The sequence below is a fragment of the Sporolituus thermophilus DSM 23256 genome (assembly GCF_900102435.1).
GTDB classification, from domain to species: Bacteria; Bacillota; Negativicutes; order Sporomusales; family Thermosinaceae; genus Thermosinus; species Thermosinus thermophilus.
The window spans coordinates 1-15,946 of record NZ_FNBU01000017.1; the positions used below are offsets into that span (position 1 = coordinate 1).

Here is a 15,946-nt window from a genome sequence, read left to right on the forward strand (position 1 = left end):
TTCTGACTGACCAGTCCAATACCATGCGTTGGGAAATATTTTTTATTTCCCAAAATTGTTACCAGGTAATAAATTATCTAATCACAAAAACCCAAGGGGTAGTCGAGTTGACCATCCCCATTATTAGCGGGAATAGATATTATCGTTGTTTTTTCATTTCGCTATGCCTGTTTTTATGCCAAAAACCCTAGTTTAAACCCTATTTTTTCAGGTTGTATTTTGCGGTAAAGGGTTTTATATTAACCGCTATTTACAACCTCAAAAAATCGCATATTTTTTTATTTTCGCTGTTTAAATTCGTCGATATTGTCTAATAAACAAGCAAAAACAGCCGAAAAAGTATTTGTACATTTTGCTTATTCGTGATTGCTTGTTGTTGCTTGTTTTTTCTCTTGTTTATAATGATAAAAATAATGATTTTACCACAAAAAAAGCAGGGTTAAGGGTATCATACCTACCTGTGACAAAAAACCTGCTGTAGGGCTTGCTATGCGGTCTAGAGGGAAACAATTTCCCTTCCTGTTTTAGAACGGTTTTAAAGGTAGATTACCTAACATTAGAAAACGCCTGGCAACAGTTTTGTTCATTATATTTATGCATTGATTCTGCATATTTAAAACATATATTCATGCATAAAACCAACAGCCAGGCATATGATTTTGCCTGTTTTTGTATCGTAGAATGTGGACATTTTGCTTGTTTTCGTCCACGCTGTTGTTTATTATGTCCGATAACACAGCTTATGTTAAATTGCTCTATACCTGGTATACAGAGTCACGAAGGGGTTTGTTGTTAACTTAGGTTGTTATTATGTTAACAATACCTGTTAAAAGCCAGGGGGTATGTTTTGAGAATCCAAAGCCGGGTACCTGGCACGACAGGCGACGGTATTGTGTACGGTGAAGGTGTTTGTAGTGATTTTCCCTTTGTTTTTCCGTCATTCAGCAGATTTTTCATTGCAGGTTTTTCCAGGTATATTTCCATTGTGTATTTACATATGGTATAATATTGCGCAAGGAGGGAAAAAGGTCAGCCTATCAGCAAAATCACATATATGTGCAATAGGTCGCTTCTGCTTCCCAAGCCGAGTGCCGCGGGTTCGAGTCCCGTCGCCCGCTCCAGTAAAATCAAGGCCTCGCGGGTTTGCGGGGCCTAAAAAATTCCTTTTGGCGTGCAACCGGCGTGCAACGCAAAAAAGACTGTCAAAATGACGGTCTCATAGTGTAGACAAAACCCGCTTACAAGCCAAACAGCAAGTAAGCGGGTTTTTGTATATCTCAATCTATTTTTCTCTTTGTCGCCAGTCTGGCCTTCAACCATCGGGTTGAAGGCCTTTGTATTCGGCTATACCGTTTTTATCCATGCCCCAATTAGGGAGACATTTTTATCAGGCGCGAGATTTATCTGTAATATCACCTTATTTTACTCCGACGAATATTATGTATTAGCAAAAAAATATATTTGAGGAGGGAAAAAAGTGAAATTTCCCAAAAACAAAGGATTTGATCTGGCATGTGGCGTGGTTATAACAATAGTTCTTGATACGGTATTACATGATAAGCTTGTAACTTTGACCGGAACATTTCTGGGTGAAATACAAGAAAAACATCATGACAGGAGAGGCGATAACTTTCATGAATTCATATTGATTCAGTTAGCATGTCCTTTTTGTGAACGGGGCGGGCTTGAAATTCCCGAAGGCACGCTTTGCTTAATAAATGTAGATCAAATTCTGTTTATTATTCCCGGCATGAAATGCAACGATAAAAAGCATGATGACATTTGTGACGAGAAGGACCACGACAAAAAGCACATCATCAACATAAGCTGCAATCGTGAGGATAATAAGAAGGACAATAGCAAATGGGATGACAAATAATAGTGTTTTACTATATAGGCCCTGGTTTTCCAGGGTTTCGTTTTATGTTCGCCTGGCCAGCGTCTTGGTTCTATCGGTTTGGCGTCTTTGTAACATTATGGTTTTATGTTGCATAAAATATAATAGAATTATCAAGGAGGTGTTTTAATGGAAGATAATAGCAATCGCGGCCAGACCCATGTTCATGAATTTGAAGGGAGCACCTTTATCGCCGAAGAAGAGGAAGAGCCGCATAATCACCGTTTTGCCGGGGTAACAAGTGAAGTAATACCGTTTGGAGACAGTCACGTACACGAAGTATCAACAAATACCGACTTTTTTGAGGATCACCATCACGAAGTAGGAGTTAGGACGGGTCCTGCAATCCCGGTAGGTCCTAATAAACATGTCCATTTCGTATATGGCAAAACCACCGTAGAAGATAGACATTTTCATAAATTTGTATTTGCTACTCAAATTGAAGATCCCCTCGTATGGGATGACTAGTTGTTATTAAGCGCCCTCGAAAGGAGGGCGCTTCCTCGATTCTATTGAGCATTTTGATGGGCTCTTCCGTTTGTTCTGGCTTTTTTCGCAATTGCCTGTTCTCCGCGCCTGATAGCTTCCCGAATCATAGAGCCTATTTCACCCGTGGTAACATCGCTCCAATCACCGTCGGCGACCTTATCACCAAAGCCTAAAACCAAGGTCATGACAGTTTGGTGACTAGACGAAATACTCTGTCTTCGCCTCAGGGAAATAGGCGGCTACCTGGCGCTGCATGAAGGTTTTTACGGCCTGCATAACCTCGGCGGTATACACATACTTTCCATAGCCAAACTGGCCGAATTTAAACTTGCGGTCTTGTTCATTGAGAGGCAGGGTGGTTTGGGGAAATATCTCCAGAATATTTGCTTTGGCCCGGGTGGTGAACCGGTGGCTGATAAACTCAAACGTAACGTCTTTCCGGGCGTCAAGGGGCAGCTGGGCGTCAAGGGCAGAAAACATTGCCTGATAATCCTGCTCCCAGCCCGGATAAACGAAGATCGGCGCAACAATAAACCCTAGCGGGTAGCCGGCCCGGGCGACCTTCGCCGCCGCTTCCACCCTTTCGGCCATTGAGGCCGTGCGGTGTTCATAGCGGTCGATAATGGCCGCCGCATTAAGACTGAATCTAAAGCGCGTGTGCCCGTTATGGTCGGCGTTTAACAGCGATTCGACCTGGCTGTACTTGGTAACAAACCGAAACCGCCCTAACTCCTGCCGGCCGAAAAACTCAATGGTCCGCTTGAGGGCTCCGGTAAGGTATTCCGTCGGGACAGGGTCGGAGGTAGCTGAACCCTCAAAAACGGTAATTTCCGGCGCCCGCTCGTTAATATACGCCTGCGCTTGATCGAGGATTTCCTCGATATTGACATAAACGCGCAAGTACGGTTTTTTGCCTAGCGTCGTGGCAAGATAACAATATTCGCACATGCCGGGACAACTGGTTGCCAGCGGGAGCTGATAGTGGGCCGAAGGCTTGCAGGTGGCAAAGCTGCCGCTTTTTCTGACGCCGATAACTAATGTCTCTTTGGCCTCACGGTAACCCTCCCGGACTGTCTTACCCGGGATACCCGTTACGCGGTTGTGCGACGCCGTCATACGCGCCTCAATGTCTTTTTGACGGAAAAAGTCATATAACCGGCGCCCCAAACTATAGTCCAACGCCTTAGGTTCAAAAAAAACGCGCTTGGGGAGGAAAGGCTTCAAGAGGCAGTCTCCTTTCAGCACAAGGTTTTCCATAGTATGCGCCGGCTGCGGTAAATCTTGCACCCCCGCTCATATTACCTTGCCGCGAAGAGAAGGCGCCTCGTTTAATATACTTAATGGATGGCCTTCTTTTTAAATCTCCCGCCCATCACTTCATGGACTTCATTAATGGTGACGAAAGCATCCTCGTCGATTTCGTCGACTATTGACTTTAACTTCGATATTTCCAGCCTGGTTATTACCGAGTACAACACATTTTTGGCTTCGCCGGAATAAGCGCCCCGGCCGTGGAGAAAGGTAGCCCCCCGGCCAAGGCGGGCCATTAATGCTTCCGCAATTTCTTCCGCTTTATCTGAGACAATAATAACGCCTTTCGATTCATCCAGGCCCTCGATAGTGATGTCAATCAGCTTAAACGCTACAAAGTAAGCCACCATTGAATACATTGCCCGGTCCCAGGAAAAGACAAGGCCAGCGCTGCCCAAAATAAACACATTACAAAACATGATAATCTCGCCGACAGAAAAGCCGGTGCGCTTGTCTAAAATAATGGCGATGATTTCCGTACCGTCGAGCGAACCGCCGTAGCGGATGATTAGTCCTACGCCAATGCCCAGGATGATGCCGCCGAATACGGAGGCGAGAAACAAGTCTTGCGTTAATCCCGGGATGGGCCGAAAGAATGCTAGCCAAAAGGACAGTGAGCAAATGGAAAATAGCGTTGAGAGCGCAAACGTCCTGCCAATCTGCATATACCCGATATATAAAAACGGTAAGTTAAAAAGGATGACAAACAAACTCAGCGGCACTTGCGTCAAATGGCTGGCCATTATCGAGATGCCAATAATGCCGCCGTCAATAATTTGATTGGGGATTAAAAAGATTTCCAGACCAATGGCGGCAATGATGGCGCCGATAAACAATAATACATATTTTTTGATTATCCCTTTTATCGTTCCACCCTGTTTAGACATTGTTTTCTCCTCCAATCCACGCCCGTTGGCCTGTGATGACTCTCTTTCCGTATTTCGAGAAAGTACTGGCTGTCTCCTTTATTCTGGGTGTAAAAGTTCATTATTATATAAAGTAGGAATATATATTCGTACCCATAATTAAGTAAAGTTTGCCTAACGAATGGCGTTGTGCCCCTTCCAATTCTTTGCTATACTGTTGGCGGCAAGACCAGCATATTTCGATGCAACTTTTTTGCATCTTTTACGGGGGTAGCATGTTGGCAGACCAGCTTGTTTTATCAGATATTCTCGCCGCCAAAGAGCGGCGTCGCGCTCGCCAAGAAGCGCTGCGCGCAGAGTACGGCACGCCCATAATCAGTATTACGGTCAATATTCCCGGTCCGGTCAAGGACCGCCCGGAGGTGCGCCGCCTGTGCGACTACGCGGTCGCCGCTGTCCGGCGGCGGTGCGATGTGCTGGCGGTCAGCCGGTTGGATTTGGTCACCGGGCCGGAGGCGCTGATTGCCTTGCGTGGTGACGCTCACGCCATTAAAGATGTCTGCGTAGCGATCGAAGAAGAGGAACCGTTTGGGCGCCTGCTGGATCTCGATGTGTTTACCGCCGCCGGACAGCTCGTATCCCGTCAGGATGCGGGAAAGGCGCGCCAATGCTTTGTCTGCAGCCGGCCAGCAGTGCTGTGCATGCGCGAGCGGCGCCATTCGCCGGCGGAACTGGCGGCGGCGGTGGAGGAGCTGTTAATCCGGTTTGCCGCTTACGAGACACGGGCGGTCAGTCCCCGGGCCGAAAAGATTGGGGCGCTGGCCGTAGAGGCGATGCTGTATGAAGTGGCCTGCACGCCGGCGCCAGGGCTGGTAGACCGCAACAACGCCGGCGCGCACCGGGATATGGATTTCTTCACCTTTATGGCCAGTACGGCCGCGCTTAGCTTGACGATGGCTCGCTGCGCCGAAGCGGGCCTGCGCCATGGCGGATCTTTGCCGGCCCTGCTGCCTGTACTGCGCCGCATTGGCCGGGAAGGCGAACAATCAATGCTGGCGGCCACGCGCGGAGTCAATACGCAAAAAGGCCTGCTGTTTTCCCTGGGGATTGTTGTCGCCGCTGCCGGCTGGCTGGTGCAGCGCCGGCAGCCGGTAGCGCCCGCTGCTGTACTGGCAGCGGTGGCCGAAATGGTGGACGGCATTGTCGCGCGGGAACTAGGGGGTGTGGCGGCCAAACCGGCGGCGAAGCTAACGGCCGGTGAACGGCTGTATCGTGACTATGGCATTACCGGCATTCGCGGCGAAATGGAGCGAGGCTTGCCGGCCGTGCGGAATTACGGGCTTCCTGCGCTCAGGCAGGCGCTGACGGCGGGGCTAAGCGTGAACGATGCACTGGTCGAAACCTTGATGGTGCTTATGGCCCATGTAGAGGATACGACGGTGATGAACCGGCATAACCCCGATACTTTGCGGCAGTGGCTGCGGCCGCGGGTGGCGGCCTTTTTGGCCGCAGGCGGCATGTACGCGGCTGATGGACGGGAACGGGCCGCGGCGCTTGATGAAGAATTTATTGCCCATAACGTTAGCCCCGGTGGCGCTGCCGATTTGCTGGCCGTTACCTGGTTTCTTTACCGCCTGGAAGAGGTTGGCGAATCTCTTGACGAATAATTTGTTTTAGCATAAAGTGATTGTAAAGAGAAACGACCTGTTTGACAAGGAGGGGCCAATGCAGTTTAACATTCATCCTGTCAATCTTATCCGGGCCCTGTCGCAGGCACTTGAACTGTCTACCGACGGTTTATCCCGCCACCACTGGCGGACGGCGTATATTGCCAATCGCTTGGCTGAGCATATCGGCATTGATGGATCGCAGCGGTTAATTTTAGTTTACGCGGCACTGCTCCATGACCTGGGGGCCGCGTCCAACTGGGAGGAAAGGCTCCGCCTGCCATCAATGCTGACCGGCACCGGCGGTAACATCTACGCCCACGCCGAAGCCGGCTATGAACTATTGAAGGACTCGGCGCAGCTTGGCATAGTGGCCGAACCGATCCGCCACCACCATGACTACTGGGACGGGTCGAGTCCTTCCGGGGTAGGCGGTAAGGACATTCCGCTTATTTCCCGGATTATTAATCTGGCCGACCGGGTAGAAGTCCTCTTGCGCGAGGACGATTTTATCCTAACGCAGCGTCCCGCAGTTCTGGCCGCTATCCGCAGCCAGAGCGGCATTTGTTTTGATCCTGAATTGGTGCGTGCTTTTCACGATTTTGCCCGGGAAGAGAGCTTTTGGTTTGACCTGGCTAATCGGCATTATTACCAAAACTTTTTCCGGGATATTGACGACTATGGCCGCATGCGGTTCACCATCGACGACGTTATTAATGTGGCCGAGGTTTTTGCCACCATCATTGACCGTACCAGTCGGTTCACGGGCGCTCACTCTCGCTGTGTGTCCCTTGTGGCGTCTTTTCTGGCCGAGCTCAAAGGCTACAGCGCCGCCGAAGTAAAAGCCATGCGCATTGCCGGCTTGTTCCACGACCTCGGGAAGCTGGCCATCCCCAACGCCATCCTGGAGAAGCCGGGCAAACTGTCAGAGCAGGAATTTGCCCTTATCAAGCAGCATGTCTACTACACCTACCGGATCTTAGAGCAAATCGACGGCTTCGATATCATCGCCGAGTGGGCGGCCTATCATCACGAGACGCTGGACGGGACGGGGTATCCTTTTCGCATTGATGAAAAAAGACTACGGCTCGGATCCCGCATTATGGCAGTGGCCGATGTATTTACCGCCCTCAGCGAAATCCGTCCTTATCGCGAGCCTCTGCCCTACCAAAAAGTAGAGAGTATTATGCGCGGTATGGTCGATAGCCGCAAGCTGGATGCGAAAATTACGGCTGAACTTTTCGATAACGGAAGGGAATTGTACGACCTTATCCAAAGTATGACCAGTGCCTATGGGCCATGAAGTAAAAGGACGATACCCGGCAGAGAAGGGTCTGCAAAAAACTTTATGGGAAATATTGCTTGGACTAGAGGTGTTGACTTTTTTTGCTCCCGACGGTAAAATATATAACGTGAAAAACGCCGATATAGCTCAGCTGGTAGAGCAGCGCATTCGTAATGCGCGGGTCGCAGGTTCGAATCCTGTTATCGGCTCCAGTAAAAACAAGGGCTGGCAGATTTGCCAGCCCATAATTTTTGTTTTTGCGTCAAAGTTTGCGTCAATGACTATTTTGCGTCAATAATACTGTACAGTTTTTGTTGCCTTTGCTTCATAGCTTTTATCTGCGAAATAGATACGCTATGCATGTAGTTTTCTGTTAACACTTTTGGCGAGCATGTCCTGTCAGAACTTGGATTGTAGCCGCTGTCTTGGGTGTAATTAATAAATAAGCTTGGCCGCTTCGTCCTACGGGCTGGGGCGGCTTTTTTAGTTTATGGCAGACAGCTAGTGTTTTACATATAATAGAATAAGAAGCAACATGGGAGGCATCCTTGTGGACCACTATTTTGGTATACCCAATTGGCCTTTGCCGAAGTCCACTAAAAAATGTGTCAAAACCTATACTTCGACCTTAAAATTATATGAAGTTTCTTTCTTTAGATTATATAAGGTATGCCTGTGGTGCGGTTGCGAATTTGATTATTACAATTTTCATGGCGTATGTCCTTTTTGTGGCGACAATCCTAATGGTGATAATATTGACGATCCCCCTCAACCTGGTTTCGTGTTTTTTCCAGAACTCCTGCTTGCAACTTCTCCGCTCGCGCTTTTCCCGGAACTCGCGTTTTATCCATAGATTGCTGGTGAAACTATGCCGTGTTGCTGCGCCCACACCGTGTCAAAAAAAATAGCGGCTTAACCTGGTCATCTCCCGTTATCAGATTGCGATAAAAATATATTTTCTTATATTTTCTTTATGTCGGTGGTTTGATTGCTCTGCCAAACAAGGAAATAAATTTCAATCGATGAATGGATATAAAAACACTGGTAATTGTTTAAAGGAGCGGAGAAAACAAAATGGCGTTAGGAGTGGCGATTATCGGGGCTGGCATGATTGCCAATATTCATGTCACAGCCCTTCAAGAAATACCCGGGGCGAGGATTACCGGAGTTTGGAGCCGAAATGCGGAGGCAACGGCTAAATTTGCCGCCAAACACGGGATAAAGGCTTTTAAATCGTATGAAGATGTTCTGGCTGACGCGAAGACCGATATTATTAGCCTGTGCCTCCCGCCAGGCCTTCATGTCGACTTCGGTTTGCAGGCAGCAGCGGCGGGAAAACATCTTATAGTAGAAAAGCCGATGGATATCGACGCGGCAAAAGCGCGACGGCTTATTGAAGTGTACCGTGCGAAAAATCTTGTTTTGTCGGTAATTTTTCAAAACCGGTTTACTCCCGCCGCGCAGCGGGTTAAAGCCGCCCTTGACGCCGGGCTGCTCGGCAAACTAATCCTGGGAGATGCATACGTTAAGTGGTATCGTTCTCCCGAATATTATGCCAGTGGCGCCTGGCGGGGCACTTGGAATATTGAGGGTGGCGGAGCGCTTATCAACCAGGCAATTCACACGATCGACCTTCTCCAATGGTTTATGGGCGGTGTAAGATCCGTTTCCGGAATGATTAAGACATCCATCCATAAAATAGAAACGGAAGATTTAGGCGTTGCCGCAGTGGAGTATCATAACGGCGCGCTTGGCGTCATTGAAGGCTCAACGGCCATTACACCCGGTTACAAAGAAAGGATCGAAATCCATGGAACTAAAGGCTCTTTTATATTAGAAGGCGGTATGGTGAAAGAGTGGAAGGTGGAAGGCTGCAGAGAAGAAGATTATATTGATACTCAGCCAATTTCGTACTGCGCGACGAATTCGCCGGCTATTTCGAGCGTAAACCACAAGGCGCAAATGCTGGACATTCTCCGAGCCGTTGAGCAGGGGAAGGATCCTTTGGTTACCGGCGAAGAAGGGCTCAAATCATTGGAAATCGTGCTGGGTATTTACGCATCGTCGCGGAAAGGGCAAAAAATCCAGCTGGCCTAGGCCTTATTGCCAAAGCATTTTCTCCCTGTTTTAGGAGTTATAATTGGTCGCACCTGCTTTTGTAATAAGGCAAACCTGACTCCGCCGCCTATTGAACCCGGCCGTATTTTGTGCGACAATGGCAGTAAAAGGGTTTAGGAGGCTGTGGTCGATGTCCGAACCAGAGAAAAGACCGGAACAAGCGCTTACCCTAAACCAACGGCTTAAAGAGTGGGCGCGCAAGCTCAAAGGTGATGTCATCGCCGTTTATTTTGCGCTCAAGCACCCCGGCACTCCGCTTTACGCCAAGGTGGTTGCCACCATTGTCGTCGGTTACGCATTAAGCCCCATAGACTTGATCCCAGACTTCGTGCCGGTGCTTGGGTATTTGGATGAGGTAATTCTGCTGCCGCTGGGCATAGCCCTGGCAATAAAGCTGATACCGGCAGACGTACTAACCGCCTGCCGCGAAGAAGCCCGCAATAACCCGCCGGCACTGAAGCCTAAGATTTGGATCGCGGCGTATGTCATCGTTTTTCTCTGGCTGACTGTGATTTATGCCGTGTACGCGTGGCTTAAATAGCAGGATGCGCCTCAAGTACGGCCGTTCTATCGGCGAAGCGGTAGTGCAGGCGGGACGGAAGGTGTTATCTGATAGTTGCGAAGAATAATAGAAGAATAATGAAAAGAGGTGACTTTTATGAAAAAGTCAACGACCGTCTGTTACTGCAAAAACGTCACCGAAGAAGAAATTATCGAGCATGTCGCGGTGCGGAAGTGCTGCTCCAGTCTTGAGGATATCCAAAGGCATACCGGGGCCAATACCGGGACGGAGTGCCACATCAAGAATCCGGCCGGTGTCTGATGCGGTCCGGTCGTGCAATCGGTGATTGCCAAAGCGCTGACCATGCGGAAATAGTTGTCTGGCGGCAAAAACCCCTTAACTCAGGCTAATATGAGTTAAGGGGTTAATTTTATTCTATCGTATTTTTCAGGATGCCGATGCCCGCGATTTCCAGTTCCATTACGTCGCCGGATTTCAGGAATTTGGGTGGGTTAAAGCCCGCGCCGACACCGGAAGGCGTGCCGGTGGCGATGATGTCGCCCGGCTCTAAGGTGATACCGGCGGAGATAACTTCAATTAAGGTAGGGATATCGAAGACCATGTCCCGGGTATTGGCGTTCTGTCTGATTTCCCCGTTAATTTTGCAGGAGATATTAAGGTTATGGGGATCAGGGATGGCGCTTTTGTGCACCAGGCATGGACCAAGCGGCGCAAATGTATCGAGCCCTTTGCCCAAAAACCATTGCAGGTGGCGTTTTTGCAGGTCGCGGGCCGTCACGTCATTCATGATGGTATAGCCGAAAACATAATCATATGCTTCAGCTCTGGAAACTTTGCTTGCTGTTTTGCCGATTACCACGGCCAGTTCCACTTCATAATCCAGCTGGCCGGTAACATCCTGGTGGCTTTTAACGACTGCGCCCGGGCCGACAACAGTGGTCGGCGGCTTGGTAAAGACAACGGGATATTTGGGTACCGCGGTGTTGGCATCGCCGGACTTGTCAAATTCCAACGCATGCTCGACATAGTTTTTGCCGATGCAGAAGATATTCTTTTTCGGCCGGGGAATAGGTGCCAGGACGGTTACGGCGTCAACCGCGACGAGGGGGAATTTGTTATCGGCCGCGGCTTTTTCCGCCAGCTCCTTAATCTTGGCGACAACGTCATCACCGGCTTCGATAATGGCCTGCATGTCATCCGGAATAGCCGCACTGCCCAGGAAATGCTTTTCCGCGGCGGCAATCGGGACGATAAACCGTTGTTCTTGCGTAAAAAGCCCCACATGCTGCTTGCCGTCTTGCACATAAGTTACAAACTGCATCAACATCCCTCCAGCTCAATTAATCCCAGATTAATTATACTGCTTTCGCCATTTTCATGGTAAAAAAAGTAAATATTACCATTTTTATTATAACTTATGTTACGCTGCGTGTATAGGGGGGAGGGAAGGAATTTAACGCCAATATCTTTAACGAAAACTTCCGCGCAGCAGTTCGGACAGCCGCTAACGCCGATGCGCACCTTGCCAGGCGCTTGTTGACCGAAAAATTCACTATCCAGCGCTAAACCCAGGGCAGTGCTGTCCTGTTGGGCCATTGGGCAATCCGGCTTTCCGGGGCACATGGCGACGGCCCGCACCGACTTGGCGATAAAGGATTCCGGTTTACAGCCCAGTTCGGCCAGGGCTTTTTCTCCGTCGGCCAGGCTAAGGCCCATAATTGTAATACCATTGCCGACGATTTTGAGCCGTCCGCCGTATTTTTCCGCCACGGCGGCAATTTGGCGGAGCTGTTCAGGCGTGGTCAGGCCGCCGGGGATATGCGGAGTGACCGGGAATTTGACTCTTTTATTTAAAAACGGAATATTGGCCAGCGGGGGAAGTGCCATAAGGGACCTCCTTGTCAGAATTATGTAAATCAATTTAATTATAACGCATAATTGGGTGGTTGGATACATATTGCAAAACCTTTACAGGCACAATAACAAAAGAAAATGCGGCCGCACGAAGGGAGGACAGTTATGGCCGATCCTTACGCGCGCAATATGTTTGGCGATTTTAATCCCTATTTTGCCAAGCGGCCGGTAACCGGCAGACTTGTCGTCGTTTTGGACGGCGTTTTTAACGGACGGGGCCTCCAGTTGATCAAGCCTTCGTCGCGGGCGCTGCTGGCGGGCGAGATTCATGAACTGATCATCACTGACGAAGACGCCAAACCAGGCAGCCAGGTTGACCGCATCGCTTATCTCGGCTTTTTCGAAGTGGAAAAAGGCGGGGTGATCGTGGTCGGCGACCCAGTAAAGGTAGGCGGCAAAGTGGTGGGCCGCATTGCCGGCTATGACGAGACCCACATGCCCAACCACCTGAATATCGTCCTGACCGGCGAACGCGTGTCCGGACGGGAGCGGGGCGTGGCGCTGGAAGTCGGGCTGGTAATCGGATAAAGCGGATAATAAGCAGCCGGTCGCTTCTGGCGGCAGCTTATCTAATTTTAATCACTTATTAAGGAGGGAAAGTGTGAGCTACGAAGCCAAACTGCAGGAACTAGGGCTAAAGGTACCGGAAGTGGCCAAACCGGTAGCCGCTTATGTGCCGGCCGTCAAGGTTGGCGATTATGTGTACACATCAGGCCAAATCCCGTTTGTTGAGGGTAAGCTTAAGTATGTCGGCAAGGTCGGCAAAGACTTGTCGCTTGAAGAAGGGTACGAAGCTGCGAAAGTCTGCGCCCTCAACTGCCTGGCCGCGGTAAAAAGCGTTATTGGCAGCCTGGACAAGGTAGAGCAAATCGTCAAAGTGGTAGGCTTTGTCAACAGCGCCCCCGGTTTTGCCGACCAACCCAAAGTGGTTAATGGCGCCTCTGAGCTCATCGGCCAAGTTTTCGGCACCGCCGGCGAACATGCCCGGTCGGCCGTTGGCGTGGCTGAGCTGCCGCTTAATGCTGCCGTTGAGGTAGAAATGATCGTAAAAGTAAAATAGGAGGTATTTGTTCATGGCAAAACCCAAGTACAAATTCCAGATGTACCGGCAACTGCAGGCCAACATTGCCAACATTTACGCCGACGCCCGCAAGGCGGCCGACGAGATTGGCATCCCGAAGGAAATCCGCGGTAAGTTTGGCCTGACCGGCGCGATCTCCGGCTGCCCGGCGCCGCTGCGCGACGATATCATGAAAGCCGGCGAAGAAGGCGCCAAAGAAGTTATCCCGCTGGCCAAACTGGTTGACGAGCTGCGGGAAATCGTCAAGTCGGTGTATGGTGACGAGTGGGACTGCGCGCCGACCTCGACCTGCGAAGCCGGCCTGTGGGTAACCTTTGACTGTCTGTTCAGCCCGCCGCTCCTCGGCCGTGGCGACAACTACCGTTCCCGTTACATCGCACCTTACGAAAAGCACCTCCATCACCAGGGCTCATACGGTCGCCCTTTCCCGCCGCGCTTTAAGGATATTTTCGCCGACCGGGGCTCGACTGCCGGTGAACTTGGCTTCTACGGCAAACGTCAGAACAACCTCGATACCATTATCGTGCCGCTGGCCGGCGCCCGCTATGACGTGCACGGCATTAAAGCCCATCCTGTGCCGCTCTTAACCGACGTCGATCCCGAAGAATCCATTGAAATCATCGGGCAGTACGCCGACATCCATCTGCCCATGCTGGCCGGCTTTACCAGCCTGGGCTATGAGACGCCGGGCTACGGCTACGCCGTTAAAGATGAAGACGGCGCCCCGCTCCTGCAAAAATATATCGGCGAACTGGCCCGCTCGTATGATCTGCCTTACGTCATTGACAACGCCTGGGGCCTGCCGTTCGTCGGCTGCGACCCGCGCAAAGCCAACGCCGATGTCATCATTTACAGCATGGACAAAGCGACCGGCGCCGCAACCAGCGGTCTCATCATTGGCCGGGAGGAATTGATGGTACCCATCCGCCGGGCGCTGGGCATGCATGGCGACCGCTACGGCACGACCGCATCCTACGGCAAAGCGGCCTATGTTACCTTTGACCCCGGCAAAGAAGCGTTGCTGACGCAAGTTCAGGCGCTGAAAGTGCTGCGCGACAATCCGGAAGTTCTCACCAAGCCGGTTGACGATCTGGAGCGCATTGTGCGCGAAGAATTTGGCAAAATTAACTTGCCGGCCCGCCTGAAGCAGGGCATCATTATCAGCAAGTCTTACAACTCGACGGCGGTGGAAGTCAACTACGAAAAAACGTGGGCGGGCGGCGAACTTGGCATTCCCATTTTTTCCATCGAAGACATGTATGCCGGCACCAACATCTTCCAGACTGGCTGCGCGCAGATGGGCGTCATCCCGACGGTGGCTTACGATGGCAACATTTATATTTCTCCTGGCCTCGGCACCTGTGACAGCAAGGGCCAGCTCATCGAAGACGTCACCCGCTATGCTGTCCGCGCGCTGGTCCGCCTTATCGAGATTACCTGCAAGTACGCCGGTCTTACCGAATAAGTACGAGGAGGCTTTGCCATGACCAAAAAAGTAGTAGTGGTAGGCGGCGGCTGGGCCGGTTCGGCCGCCGCGCTCGCGGCGCGCAAGGCCGGCTGCGAAGTAGAACTGTTTGAACGGACGGACATGCTGCTCGGTACCGGGCTGGTTGGCGGCATTATGCGCAACAACGGCCGCTTTACGGCCACCGAAGAAATGACCGCGCTCGGCGGCGGCGACCTCTTTAAAATTGCCGACGCTGAAGCCCGGCATACCAATGTGGAGTTTCCCGGGCACAAACATGTCACGTTATACGACGTAGCCCGCATCGAGCCGGCCGTCCGCAGGGCGCTCATTGACGCCGGCGTTACCGTTCACCTCCATGCCCGCGTCAAGGAAATTGAAAAAGAGGGCGATAAAATTACCAAGGTCATTGCCGATAACGGTCACGGCGAAAAGGACATTGTTGCCGAGGGCGACGTGTTTGTCGACGCTTCCGGTACCGCCGGGCCGCAGGGCAACTGTATGAAGTACGGTAACGGCTGCGCCATGTGCATTTACCGTTGCCCGACTTTTGGCCCTCGGCTCAGCATCGCCGCCCGAGCCGGCGTCAGTGAAATCCTGGGTCTGAAAGGCGACGGCACGGTGGGCGCCATGAGCGGGTCGTGCAAACTGCATAAAGACTCGCTGAGCAAAGATATCGTGGAAAAGCTGGATAAAACGGGAGTGGCAATTATCCCCATTCCGGAGCACCTGCGCAAGAGCGTTAAGTCGCTCAGTGAAAAGTGCTGCCAGCAGTATGCCCTGATTGAATTTGCCGAAAACATCATTCTCCTTGATACCGGTCATGCCAAACTGATGACTTCTTACTATCCGCTCGAAGTGCTGCGCCAAGTGCCGGGCTTTGAAAATGCCCGCTTCGAAGACCCCTATGCCGGCGGTATCGGCAACTCGATGCGCTACCTTGGCATGCTGCCCCGCAATGACGCCCTGAAAGTCGAAGGCTTGGCCAACGTGTTCTGCGGCGGCGAGAAGGCCGGTCTCCTGGTGGGGCATACCGAAGCGATCGTTACGGGAACGCTTGCCGGTCACAACGCGGCCCGAACCGCCCTGGGCCTGGAGCCGCTGGTGCTGCCGCGTACACTGGCGGTGGGCGACGCCATCGCGTATGTGCGCGAGGCCATGCAGCATAAGGAAGGCTTGACCAAAAAATATACGTTCTCCGGCTCGGTTTACTTTGAGCATATGAAGAAGCAAAACCTCTATACTCTGGACCTTGATGCCATTCGCGACCGCGTGGAAAAAGCCGGACTCACAGGAGTCTTTGCCCGCTCGCTCGCTTAAGGGAGGGGAA

At 51.2% G+C, this 15,946-nt stretch carries 16 protein-coding genes and 1 tRNA gene; 13 read left to right on the forward strand and 4 right to left on the reverse strand.

Annotated elements, in window-relative coordinates; all coding sequences use genetic code 11:
* Nucleotides 1–1,477 precede the first annotated feature (1,477 nt).
* Together BLQ99_RS10250 and BLQ99_RS10255 are read left to right on the forward strand one after the other, a co-directional pair.
* A complete protein-coding gene (locus BLQ99_RS10250; RefSeq protein WP_216093661.1) occupies nt 1,478–1,879 on the forward strand; it encodes a hypothetical protein in 402 nt (133 codons plus the stop codon).
* 147 nt (nt 1,880–2,026) lie between these two features.
* Nucleotides 2,027–2,365, forward strand: a complete 339-nt coding sequence (locus BLQ99_RS10255) for a YmaF family protein (protein ID WP_093690673.1) — start codon at nt 2,027–2,029, stop codon at nt 2,363–2,365.
* 219 nt (nt 2,366–2,584) lie between these two features.
* Here BLQ99_RS10255 and splB read toward each other — a convergent pair whose 3' ends face one another.
* Nucleotides 2,585–3,610 carry a spore photoproduct lyase gene (splB, locus tag BLQ99_RS10265; RefSeq protein ID WP_245690418.1) on the reverse strand — a complete coding sequence of 342 codons (1,026 nt, stop codon included), beginning with the start codon at nt 3,608–3,610 and terminating at the stop codon, nt 2,585–2,587.
* Between the two features lie 113 nt (nt 3,611–3,723).
* Nucleotides 3,724–4,584 (reverse strand): YitT family protein, encoded by an 861-nt coding sequence (locus tag BLQ99_RS10270; protein ID WP_093690679.1) that lies wholly within the window; start codon nt 4,582–4,584, stop codon nt 3,724–3,726.
* Between the two features lie 254 nt (nt 4,585–4,838).
* Between BLQ99_RS10270 and citG the strand changes: the two genes are divergently transcribed.
* The 7 genes from citG (at nt 4,839) to BLQ99_RS10305 (ending at nt 10,456) form a co-directional block, all read left to right on the forward strand.
* Nucleotides 4,839–6,230 carry a triphosphoribosyl-dephospho-CoA synthase CitG gene (gene citG / locus BLQ99_RS10275; protein ID WP_093690681.1) on the forward strand — a complete coding sequence of 464 codons (1,392 nt, stop codon included), beginning with the start codon at nt 4,839–4,841 and terminating at the stop codon, nt 6,228–6,230.
* 58 nt (nt 6,231–6,288) lie between these two features.
* A complete protein-coding gene (locus BLQ99_RS10280; protein ID WP_093690683.1) occupies nt 6,289–7,533 on the forward strand; it encodes an HD-GYP domain-containing protein in 1,245 nt (414 codons plus the stop codon).
* A gap of 118 nt (nt 7,534–7,651) precedes the next feature.
* Nucleotides 7,652–7,727: transfer RNA gene (locus tag BLQ99_RS10285), tRNA-Thr, on the forward strand.
* 338 nt (nt 7,728–8,065) lie between these two features.
* Nucleotides 8,066–8,368: a hypothetical protein gene (locus BLQ99_RS10290; RefSeq protein WP_093690685.1), complete on the forward strand. Its 303-nt coding sequence runs from the start codon at nt 8,066–8,068 to the stop codon at nt 8,366–8,368.
* A gap of 221 nt (nt 8,369–8,589) precedes the next feature.
* Nucleotides 8,590–9,612 carry a Gfo/Idh/MocA family protein gene (locus tag BLQ99_RS10295; RefSeq protein WP_093690687.1) on the forward strand — a complete coding sequence of 341 codons (1,023 nt, stop codon included), beginning with the start codon at nt 8,590–8,592 and terminating at the stop codon, nt 9,610–9,612.
* Nucleotides 9,613–9,763: 151 nt separating this feature from the next.
* Nucleotides 9,764–10,174 (forward strand): YkvA family protein, encoded by a 411-nt coding sequence (locus BLQ99_RS10300; RefSeq protein WP_093690689.1) that lies wholly within the window; start codon nt 9,764–9,766, stop codon nt 10,172–10,174.
* 117 nt (nt 10,175–10,291) lie between these two features.
* Nucleotides 10,292–10,456 (forward strand): (2Fe-2S)-binding protein, encoded by a 165-nt coding sequence (locus tag BLQ99_RS10305; RefSeq protein WP_245690420.1) that lies wholly within the window; start codon nt 10,292–10,294, stop codon nt 10,454–10,456.
* A gap of 109 nt (nt 10,457–10,565) precedes the next feature.
* Here BLQ99_RS10305 and BLQ99_RS10310 read toward each other — a convergent pair whose 3' ends face one another.
* Together BLQ99_RS10310 and BLQ99_RS10315 are read right to left on the reverse strand one after the other, a co-directional pair.
* A complete protein-coding gene (locus tag BLQ99_RS10310; RefSeq protein WP_093690693.1) occupies nt 10,566–11,477 on the reverse strand; it encodes a fumarylacetoacetate hydrolase family protein in 912 nt (303 codons plus the stop codon).
* Nucleotides 11,477–12,043, reverse strand: a complete 567-nt coding sequence (locus BLQ99_RS10315) for a hypothetical protein (protein WP_245690422.1) — start codon at nt 12,041–12,043, stop codon at nt 11,477–11,479. Before BLQ99_RS10315 ends, BLQ99_RS10310 begins: the two co-directional genes overlap by 1 nt.
* 132 nt (nt 12,044–12,175) lie before the next feature.
* Between BLQ99_RS10315 and BLQ99_RS10320 the strand changes: the two genes are divergently transcribed.
* The 4 genes from BLQ99_RS10320 (at nt 12,176) to BLQ99_RS10335 (ending at nt 15,936) form a co-directional block, all read left to right on the forward strand.
* Complete coding sequence (locus BLQ99_RS10320) at nt 12,176–12,598, forward strand: DUF6917 domain-containing protein (protein WP_093690695.1); 423 nt, start codon at nt 12,176–12,178, stop codon at nt 12,596–12,598.
* Nucleotides 12,599–12,671: 73 nt separating this feature from the next.
* Nucleotides 12,672–13,130 (forward strand): RidA family protein, encoded by a 459-nt coding sequence (locus BLQ99_RS10325; protein ID WP_093690697.1) that lies wholly within the window; start codon nt 12,672–12,674, stop codon nt 13,128–13,130.
* Nucleotides 13,131–13,143: 13 nt separating this feature from the next.
* Nucleotides 13,144–14,616 (forward strand): hypothetical protein, encoded by a 1,473-nt coding sequence (locus BLQ99_RS10330; protein ID WP_093690699.1) that lies wholly within the window; start codon nt 13,144–13,146, stop codon nt 14,614–14,616.
* Nucleotides 14,617–14,634: 18 nt separating this feature from the next.
* Nucleotides 14,635–15,936: an FAD-dependent oxidoreductase gene (locus tag BLQ99_RS10335; RefSeq protein WP_093690701.1), complete on the forward strand. Its 1,302-nt coding sequence runs from the start codon at nt 14,635–14,637 to the stop codon at nt 15,934–15,936.
* Nucleotides 15,937–15,946: the final 10 nt, after the last annotated feature.

Coding starts and splice junctions, on each gene's coding strand:
- BLQ99_RS10330 (WP_093690699.1), top strand. CDS start 13,144: ATGGCAAAACCCAAGTACAAATTCCAGATGTACCGGCAACTGCAGGCC.
- BLQ99_RS10270 (WP_093690679.1), bottom strand. CDS start 4,584: ATGTCTAAACAGGGTGGAACGATAAAAGGGATAATCAAAAAATATGTA.
- BLQ99_RS10315 (WP_245690422.1), bottom strand. CDS start 12,043: ATGGCACTTCCCCCGCTGGCCAATATTCCGTTTTTAAATAAAAGAGTC.
- BLQ99_RS10255 (WP_093690673.1), top strand. CDS start 2,027: ATGGAAGATAATAGCAATCGCGGCCAGACCCATGTTCATGAATTTGAA.
- BLQ99_RS10280 (WP_093690683.1), top strand. CDS start 6,289: ATGCAGTTTAACATTCATCCTGTCAATCTTATCCGGGCCCTGTCGCAG.
- BLQ99_RS10335 (WP_093690701.1), top strand. CDS start 14,635: ATGACCAAAAAAGTAGTAGTGGTAGGCGGCGGCTGGGCCGGTTCGGCC.
- BLQ99_RS10310 (WP_093690693.1), bottom strand. CDS start 11,477: ATGCAGTTTGTAACTTATGTGCAAGACGGCAAGCAGCATGTGGGGCTT.
- BLQ99_RS10300 (WP_093690689.1), top strand. CDS start 9,764: ATGTCCGAACCAGAGAAAAGACCGGAACAAGCGCTTACCCTAAACCAA.
- BLQ99_RS10320 (WP_093690695.1), top strand. CDS start 12,176: ATGGCCGATCCTTACGCGCGCAATATGTTTGGCGATTTTAATCCCTAT.
- BLQ99_RS10295 (WP_093690687.1), top strand. CDS start 8,590: ATGGCGTTAGGAGTGGCGATTATCGGGGCTGGCATGATTGCCAATATT.
- BLQ99_RS10305 (WP_245690420.1), top strand. CDS start 10,292: ATGAAAAAGTCAACGACCGTCTGTTACTGCAAAAACGTCACCGAAGAA.
- citG (WP_093690681.1), top strand. CDS start 4,839: ATGTTGGCAGACCAGCTTGTTTTATCAGATATTCTCGCCGCCAAAGAG.